Source organism: Vibrio sp. S9_S30, assembly GCF_014694455.1.
Taxonomy (GTDB): Bacteria; Pseudomonadota; Gammaproteobacteria; order Enterobacterales; family Vibrionaceae; genus Vibrio.
Map to the genome: position 1 here is coordinate 1 of NZ_JAAUWT010000044.1, position 7,614 is coordinate 7,614.

General features: G+C 45.4%; 8 protein-coding genes and 1 pseudogene. 1 reads left to right on the forward strand and 8 read right to left on the reverse strand.

Annotated elements, in window-relative coordinates:
• Positions 1 to 212: 212 nt before the first annotated feature.
• From ruvX to metK, 8 genes are all read right to left on the reverse strand, one after another.
• Positions 213 to 641 carry a Holliday junction resolvase RuvX gene (ruvX, locus tag HC752_RS23250; protein ID WP_190337576.1) on the reverse strand — a complete coding sequence of 143 codons (429 nt, stop codon included), beginning with the start codon at positions 639 to 641 and terminating at the stop codon, positions 213 to 215.
• A 47-nt stretch (positions 642 to 688) separates the two neighbouring features.
• Positions 689 to 1,252 (reverse strand): YqgE/AlgH family protein, encoded by a 564-nt coding sequence (locus tag HC752_RS23255; protein ID WP_190337577.1) that lies wholly within the window; start codon positions 1,250 to 1,252, stop codon positions 689 to 691.
• A 19-nt stretch (positions 1,253 to 1,271) separates the two neighbouring features.
• On the reverse strand, positions 1,272 to 2,222 hold the full coding sequence (gshB, locus tag HC752_RS23260; protein ID WP_190337578.1) for a glutathione synthase: 951 nt from the start codon (positions 2,220 to 2,222) through the stop codon (positions 1,272 to 1,274).
• 14 nt (positions 2,223 to 2,236) lie between these two features.
• Complete coding sequence (gene rsmE, locus HC752_RS23265; protein WP_190337579.1) at positions 2,237 to 2,968, reverse strand: 16S rRNA (uracil(1498)-N(3))-methyltransferase; 732 nt, start codon at positions 2,966 to 2,968, stop codon at positions 2,237 to 2,239.
• Positions 2,969 to 3,064: 96 nt separating this feature from the next.
• Positions 3,065 to 3,766, reverse strand: coding sequence for an endonuclease (locus HC752_RS23270; RefSeq protein ID WP_190337580.1), 702 nt, complete (start codon positions 3,764 to 3,766; stop codon positions 3,065 to 3,067).
• A gap of 87 nt (positions 3,767 to 3,853) precedes the next feature.
• On the reverse strand, positions 3,854 to 4,354 hold the full coding sequence (locus HC752_RS23275) for a SprT family zinc-dependent metalloprotease (RefSeq protein ID WP_190337581.1): 501 nt from the start codon (positions 4,352 to 4,354) through the stop codon (positions 3,854 to 3,856).
• A 53-nt stretch (positions 4,355 to 4,407) separates the two neighbouring features.
• Positions 4,408 to 5,205, reverse strand: a complete 798-nt coding sequence (locus HC752_RS23280; RefSeq protein WP_190337582.1) for a DUF2189 domain-containing protein — start codon at positions 5,203 to 5,205, stop codon at positions 4,408 to 4,410.
• A 349-nt stretch (positions 5,206 to 5,554) separates the two neighbouring features.
• Positions 5,555 to 6,706 (reverse strand): methionine adenosyltransferase, encoded by a 1,152-nt coding sequence (gene metK, locus HC752_RS23285; protein WP_190337583.1) that lies wholly within the window; start codon positions 6,704 to 6,706, stop codon positions 5,555 to 5,557.
• 322 nt (positions 6,707 to 7,028) lie between these two features.
• On the opposite strand from metK, the pseudogene HC752_RS23290 reads away from it, so the two are divergent.
• A pseudogene (locus HC752_RS23290) lies at positions 7,029 to 7,614 on the forward strand (transketolase); the annotation flags it as partial.

A 7,614-nucleotide genomic window follows, 5' to 3' on the forward strand; every position in this document is an offset into this window, starting at 1 on the left:
GGTTTCAATTAGTTTGTCCATGCTCGTTCCTTGTTGGTGTCTGTTCACTTTTGGTCGAATGATCAGATCGAGGAACGAGCAATGAGTTCCGCTATTGGTTTAATTTCTTATCCAGAACTCAGGTTAAGTTCTCTGGAATTAAGCTTTCTGGAGCTAACGTCATCGAGAGCAGAGCGATGGTTATTTGGAATTATCGTTATCCAGAATCATCGTTAGCTCGCCCATTGGGCTTCAAACCAGCTTTCCAAAATTACAACGGCAGATTGGCAATCCACGTTTCCTTTGCTTAGGGCTTTGTAGCCGCCCATGGAAAAAAGTTCTGAACGGGCTTCTGTGGTAGAAAGCCTTTCATCATGCAGTTCGACAGGCACCCCAAAGCGCCCGAATAATCGATTCGCAAATTTCTTAGCTCTTGGTGTAATGGTCTCTAAATCGCGCCCATGCAGGTCGGTCGGTAAGCCAACCACTAATAGGCTGGGTTGCCACTCTTTGATTTGTTTTTCTATGTCATCCCAATTAGGAATGCCGTCATTGGCTTTAAACGCTTTTAGTGGGCTGGCGGTGCCGGTTATTTCTTGCCCGATGGCACTGCCAATGCTCTTGGTGCCAAAGTCAAAGGCCATAATGGTGCGTGAAGTCATGAATATCTCAATGTGTTTCGTGGGATGAGAGGTGGGAGACCACCTCTTTATGCATGTCCAATTTGCGACGATAGCTGGCTCGCATCGATTCCAAGCATTTGAACCGCTTTTTTCCAGCGTTCATGAATTGGGGTTTGAAAAATTACGTCAGGATCAGCCTCGATAGTCAACCATGAATTATCCGCCAGTTCGCTTTCAAGCTGACCCGCCTCCCAACCAGAATAACCCAGTGCCACTAAGTAGTGATTGGGTTCCGCCTCTGTACCCAACACACTCAAAATGTCTTTTGATGTGGTGACGGCAATAGATTGCGTCATCTGAATGCTGGATTGGTAATGATCTTTCGGCTCGTGCAGAATGAAGCCACGATCTTCTGCAACCGGCCCACCATTTAATACTGGTTTTTCTAAGCTCTCGGTATTGAGCTGTGGGTGAACAGGTTGCACCTCGACTTGCTTGAGCATGCCACCTACGGAGATATCAATCGGAGCATTAATAATAATGCCCATAGCGCCGTCATCATTGTGCTCACAGACATAAACAACCGTACGCTTGAAAAACGGGTCTTGCATGCCGGGCATGGCAACAAGAAAATGATTCGCTAAGTTCATAATATCTCCAGTATTGACCCTAGTTATTTTGGACTCTTCGCTCTATTGCATCCATTAATTTCCCCGTGATGGAAATATCGAATGCCGCTTCGATTTCGCGAATGCAAGTTGGACTGGTTACGTTGATTTCGGTCAGTTTGTCACCAATCACGTCTAAACCTACAAAGATAAGCCCTTTCTCCTTAAGTGTAGGAGCTACAGCGTTTGCTATCTGTAAATCTGTTTCACTGAGTGGTCGAGCCTCTCCAGTGCCACCTGCAGCAAGGTTACCTCGGGTTTCTCCTTTTGCTGGAATACGCGCCAAGCAATAAGGCATTGGCTCACCATCCACCACTAAAATACGCTTATCGCCATTGCTGATGTCTGGAACGAAGGTTTGTGCCATGGCGTAATGTTGTCCATGATTCGTCAGTGTTTCGATGATTACCGATACATTAGGGTCGTCTTGCTTCACTCTGAAGATCGAGGCTCCGCCCATCCCATCTAGCGGTTTAAGGATCACATCGCCATGTTTGGCTTGAAACTCACGGATTTTTTCGGCTTTGCGGGTCACGATGGTGGTTGGTGTCAGTTCGGGGAACCAAGCGGTAAACAGCTTTTCGTTACAGTCACGTAAGCTTTGTGGCTTATTGACGATCAGAGTCCCTTTTTCTTCCGCTCGCTCAAGAATGTACGTTGCGTAGATGTATTCTGTGTCAAACGGAGGATCTTTTCTCATCAAAACGGCATCAAGTTCTGATAGTTCGATCGTTTGCTCTGATTGGAATTCATACCAACCAGAAGGATCTTCTTTCAGCGTGACGACTTTCGTATCTGCAAAAGGAGTACCTTGATCCAAATGGAGATCGTTCATTTCCATATAATGAATTTCCCAACCACGATGCTGAGCTTCTAACATCATGGCAAAGCTTGAGTCTTTCTTGATGTTAATAGATGCAATGGGATCCATTACGATGCCGATTTTTATCATACGATTGTCTCCGTTTATCCAAGGTCGCCAAAGCGAACTTGTAATGCCGTAATAGCGGTTAATGCTGCGGTTTCTGTCCGTAATACTCGTGGACCAAGCAGAGTTTCTTCAAATTGGTATTCTTCTGTCATGCGGATTTCCTCTGCAGATAACCCGCCTTCAGGACCGATCAATAACCTTACTCTTGTCATCGGTGCAGGTAAGGTATTAATTGAGTATTTCGCCCTTGGGTGCAAATTTAATTTCAAAGCGTCGCTTTGCTCTGCACACCATTGCTCAAGTTGCATGATGGGGCGAATGTTTGGAATGGTATTGCGACCACACTGTTCACAGGCACTGATGGCGATTTTCTGCCATTGCACCAGCTTTTTTTCGAATCGTTTGGTGTCCAGTTTTACGCCACATCGTTCAGAAATTAAAGGGGTAATGGTGTTTACACCCAGTTCGACGGATTTCTGAATGGTAAATTCCATTTTTTCACCACGAGAGACAACTTGCCCTAAATGGATGTTTAATGGTGATTCAATGCTGGTTTCAACACGTTCTTGAATGTCTACTGTGACATTTTTCTTACTGACGTCTGATATGATGGCAGGAAATTCCGCATTGCTGCCATCAAACAACAAGACATGTTGCCCTTCTTTCATGCGCAGCACCCTGCCTATATGACCTGCTGCATCATCGCTTAATTTCACCAAGCCGAGTTCATTGATGGTTTCGGGGTGATAAATTCGAGGGATTCGCATGTTTTTTGTTTCCTGCATGACACGTATTTAGTGACTAAGATGGATGCGTGAAGAGGAAAAAACAAGGGGTTGAACGCCTATCGAATGGAAGAGCCCTTAAGAACGGTTTTGGCAAGCTTCGTAAACAAAGGAATTATGATTGCCCTGTAACTTATATATACGCTCATCACGCGTGCATTCCCATTCATCGACTGGGAATTGCTTATTCCACGCTTTCATTAAATTGGTTTGTTGCTTAGAAAGGCGAAATCCATATTCTTGACTCATGTAAAGGTAGGTGCGAGCAATAGATCCTTTCGCTCTATCTGGTGGCATAACCCTTCTTTTCTTAAAGTTGACCTGCACTTCACATTGACCATAGGTCGCGCCATCCACACCGTTCCATTGACTGAAGTTGTAGTTGGATCGGTCGCCATTCACCTCTCCAATAGCGGGTGTTAGGTTGTGAAGGTCCGCCTCCATGGAACGAAATACACTATCATTCTGGGTGCAGTTTTTTCTACCACCCGTTTGCCAACACTGTCGCTGGTGGCCAAATTGCCATGCAGGTACCACGTGTTCCCATTCAATTCGAGAAGCACGCTTTAGTTGTTTTCGTACTTCATAGCCGCACCCTTTGAGATCGGGAACCCCCTTTTTGCCTTTCCATTGAATATCACAGCCACAGTAAAAACTGACGGGATGGTCGGCGTAAATTTTCACCGCTTCTTTTTTGGCTTTAGAAAAAGACGAAGGAGGAGCAGCATTTAAGGAAAGGGGTAGAACAGCAAGGCTGATTAAAGTTGGGTAGAGCTTCATAGTTATTGATAATTAGGATTATTAATAACGTTGAGTCTAGCAACTTGGTGATGATTTTATCTATAGATATAAGTGAAATTAACAAACTTAAGACAATTGAGTGCCTGTAAATTTGAGGTTGTGTCGGCAAGCTTTGCATTGATAACGGGTTTCCCCTCTGAGAATTTTATTGTGTCGATAAATAGAGAGGGGGTGGACTTGGCAACCACATTGGTATTCGAATGTTTTCCCTTGAACCCCAGAGACATCAAAGCTATGTGTTGTCTTAGCCGGAATTCCTAACACCGTCTCCATGACATATTGCCATTCTTTACCGTGAGGTTTGACGCGTCCAAAGCATTGGTAAGTAATCAGGTGTGCGATTTCGTGTGGGATGACTTCTTGTAGGAAAGCTTGTTTATTTTCTTTAAACAAGGTGACGTTAAGGCGAATTTCCCATTGATGCAAATACGCTTTCCCAGCGGCTTTACCTCTGACGTTAAAATTCCAAGTAGGCTGCTTAAAGCGTCTTTGAAATGCGCGTTCTGCTTTTTTGAGGCACTGTTTGATGACCAATTCGATCAAATAGTGTGTGGTGGGATCTTGCATAAAATAACAGCCTCTGGATTGAGGCTGTTATTGTACTTGAATCTGCTAGTTTGTTAATGGTGTCGGCGTTGAATCGTTGCTTCGTAGCCGTGCCATGTTCCATAACCCAGTATCGGCATGACAACCATCATTCCAAGCCCAAATGTGGCAAACCCGATGATCAAACCGCCGCAAATGATCGCCGCCCAGACAATCATGGCTGGGATGTTGGATTTTACTGCGTTAAAGCTTGTAAAAATGGCGGTCATAATGTCGACTCTGCGTTCCATCATCATCGGTATGGAGAAGACAGATATGCAGAAAATAATAGTGGATAGAATAATCCCTATTAAAGAGCCGATAACAAGAAACGGTAGAAATTCAGAAATGGGTGCACCTTCAACGGAAGGGTACAAGGCATGCAACAAGGCCGCGATTCGCATCCAGAAAATCATGGCAATACTGAGCATGAGGGCGAATCCCCATTGAGAGACAGAGTTCCTCCCTATGGCATGTATTGAATGCATTAATCGAGGTTTGTGACCTTTCTCGAGCTCCCAAGCGGCATCATACAGCCCAAGAGCAAGGAAAGGACCGATGAGCATGTAAACGATCAAGCTTGGCAAAACAACAAGGTGAGTGCCCTGCCAGTAGACTAAACCAACCACGCCTATGGCGGCAGCGGTAAAGCATAGACCGTAAAATGCGCTGATAAGTGGTGTTCTCATTAGGTCGTGAACAGACATTGCGAGCCATCGAAAAGGCTCAGTGATGCCGACTTTGTTACACGGTATAGTTTTGGCGTATTCAGAATCTGGGATGACATGGTCTTTCTTATCCGATACATCATCTGGATTAAGTGTACGAGGCATAAATCCTCCTGAATGAGTGCATTCAACTACCGAAAGTGGGTAGTTTCCCCTAAATTCGATGCAGTATGGATCCGTGAATCTAACCCCTTGTCACGAATGCATCTTGCATCTTACTGTTATTAACCTATTCCAATACCACGAAATTTGTTGAATCGGTTAATAGCAAACCCTTTAGAATCAATAAGTGAATCATGGTCAAAAAATCACATTGTTCACACTTTTCTTATTCTTAACTATGTCATCACCCAGCGAAAAAACAACCTTTAAATGTTTAAAAAATGATCTAAATGTAAATTTAATGTAACAAAAAGCCCTCGCATTGCGAGGGCATCAGTTTGACTATATTGTCTTACAGACCAGCAAATTCGCGTAGTAGAACCGCTTTGTCTGTTGCTTCCCAAGGGAACTCTTCACGACCAAAGTGACCGTAAGCCGCTGTCTTCTTATAGATTGGCTGAAGTAAATTCAGCATTTCTTGAAGACCATACGGGCGTAGGTCGAAGTTTTGGCGAACCGCTTCAATGATGATGTCGTGTGGCACTTTTTCCGTACCGAACGTTTCTACCATGATAGACGTTGGGTCAGCCACACCGATGGCGTATGAAAGTTGGATCTCACAACGGTCAGCCAACCCTGCTGCAACGATATTTTTTGCGACATAACGTGCCGCGTATGCCGCACTGCGATCGACTTTTGATGGATCTTTACCAGAGAACGCACCACCACCATGACGAGCGGCACCACCGTAGGTATCAACGATGATCTTACGACCCGTCAGACCACAATCGCCCATCGGACCGCCGATCACAAAACGACCGGTTGGGTTAATGAAGTAGTTGGTTTCTTTGTTCAGCCACTCAGAAGGCAAAACGGGTTTAATGATTTCTTCCATGACGGCTTCACGAAGATCGGGCGTAGAAATGGAGTCACAGTGCTGAGTGGAAAGCACTACCGCATCGATGCCAACAATTTTCCCTTGTTCGTACTGGAAGGTTACCTGAGATTTTGCATCAGGACGCAACCATGGAAGTTTGCCATTTTTACGGACTTCAGCCTGCTTTTGAACCAGCAAATGTGAGTAGGTAATTGGCGCTGGCATAAGTACATCTGTTTCATTCGTCGCGTAACCAAACATGATGCCTTGGTCGCCTGCGCCTTGCTCTTTAGGGTCTGTTTTATCGACACCTTGGTTGATGTCTGGAGATTGTTTACCGATGGTATTCAGTACAGCACAAGAATCCGCATCAAAGCCCATATCTGAGTGCACGTAGCCGATTTCTCGAACGGTTTGGCGAGTCAGCTCTTCAATATCTACCCAAGCTGAAGTCGTGATTTCACCACCTACCATGACCATGCCAGTTTTCACATAGGTTTCGCACGCTACGCGAGCTTTTGGATCTTGTTCAAGGATTGCATCAAGAACAGCGTCAGAGATTTGGTCTGCAATTTTATCTGGATGACCTTCTGAAACAGACTCAGAAGTGAATAGGTGCTTTGCCATGAATAGCTCCACTTTTTAAAAGTTTAAGAGACCGATGATTCAAATCCATCTCGATTAATGACACTAAATAATGTGGGTGTTTCTACATCTAGACGTCTATTCTAATTTCGAACAGATAGAATTCAAGCAAATTTTGTACATATCTCATAACCAACCGTTTGCGCAAATTGACGACTTTTCCGAGATGTTCGCGTGGAATGCAGGAAAAGGGCAGCAAATGTCACGAAATGGTAGGTAGATCGATTGCAGCACCTATTGCGCTTTGCGACAATACGCCCTCACAATTTCTCTTTCAATTCGCTTAATGCATTCAGGAGCAGACATGCCTTCTCGTAACCTTCTTTCCAATAAAGAGCTAGCTAATGCTATCCGCGCCCTCAGCATGGATGGTGTTCAAGCGGCAAACTCGGGTCACCCAGGCGCACCTATGGGTATGGCAGACATCGCTGAAGTACTTTGGCGCTCTCACCTAAACCACAACCCAACCAACCCAGAGTGGGCAGACCGCGACCGTTTCATTTTATCTAACGGTCACGGCTCTATGCTGATTTACTCTTTGTTGCACCTTTCGGGTTACGACTTGCCAATCGAAGAGCTGAAGAACTTCCGTCAGCTGCATTCAAAAACACCGGGTCACCCTGAATACGGTTACGCGCCGGGCATCGAGACCACCACCGGTCCGCTTGGTCAGGGCATCACCAACGCCGTGGGTATGGCGCTGGCTGAAAAATCGCTGTCTGCGCAGTTCAACAAAGACGGTCACGACATTGTCGACCACTTCACCTACGCCTTTATGGGCGACGGCTGTCTGATGGAAGGCATCTCGCACGAAGCGTGTTCGCTTGCGGGGACGCTAGGCTTGGGCAAACTGATTGCGTTTTGGGATGACAACGGCATCTCTATCGACG

Bases quoted from the DNA above. Each gene is read 5' to 3' on its own strand.
- ruvX (WP_190337576.1), bottom strand. From the start codon at position 641: ATGACTTCACGCACCATTATGGCCTTTGACTTTGGCACCAAGAGCATT.
- HC752_RS23255 (WP_190337577.1), bottom strand. From the start codon at position 1,252: ATGAACTTAGCGAATCATTTTCTTGTTGCCATGCCCGGCATGCAAGAC.
- gshB (WP_190337578.1), bottom strand. From the start codon at position 2,222: ATGATAAAAATCGGCATCGTAATGGATCCCATTGCATCTATTAACATC.
- rsmE (WP_190337579.1), bottom strand. From the start codon at position 2,968: ATGCGAATCCCTCGAATTTATCACCCCGAAACCATCAATGAACTCGGC.
- HC752_RS23270 (WP_190337580.1), bottom strand. From the start codon at position 3,766: ATGAAGCTCTACCCAACTTTAATCAGCCTTGCTGTTCTACCCCTTTCC.
- HC752_RS23275 (WP_190337581.1), bottom strand. From the start codon at position 4,354: ATGCAAGATCCCACCACACACTATTTGATCGAATTGGTCATCAAACAG.
- HC752_RS23280 (WP_190337582.1), bottom strand. From the start codon at position 5,205: ATGCCTCGTACACTTAATCCAGATGATGTATCGGATAAGAAAGACCAT.
- metK (WP_190337583.1), bottom strand. From the start codon at position 6,706: ATGGCAAAGCACCTATTCACTTCTGAGTCTGTTTCAGAAGGTCATCCA.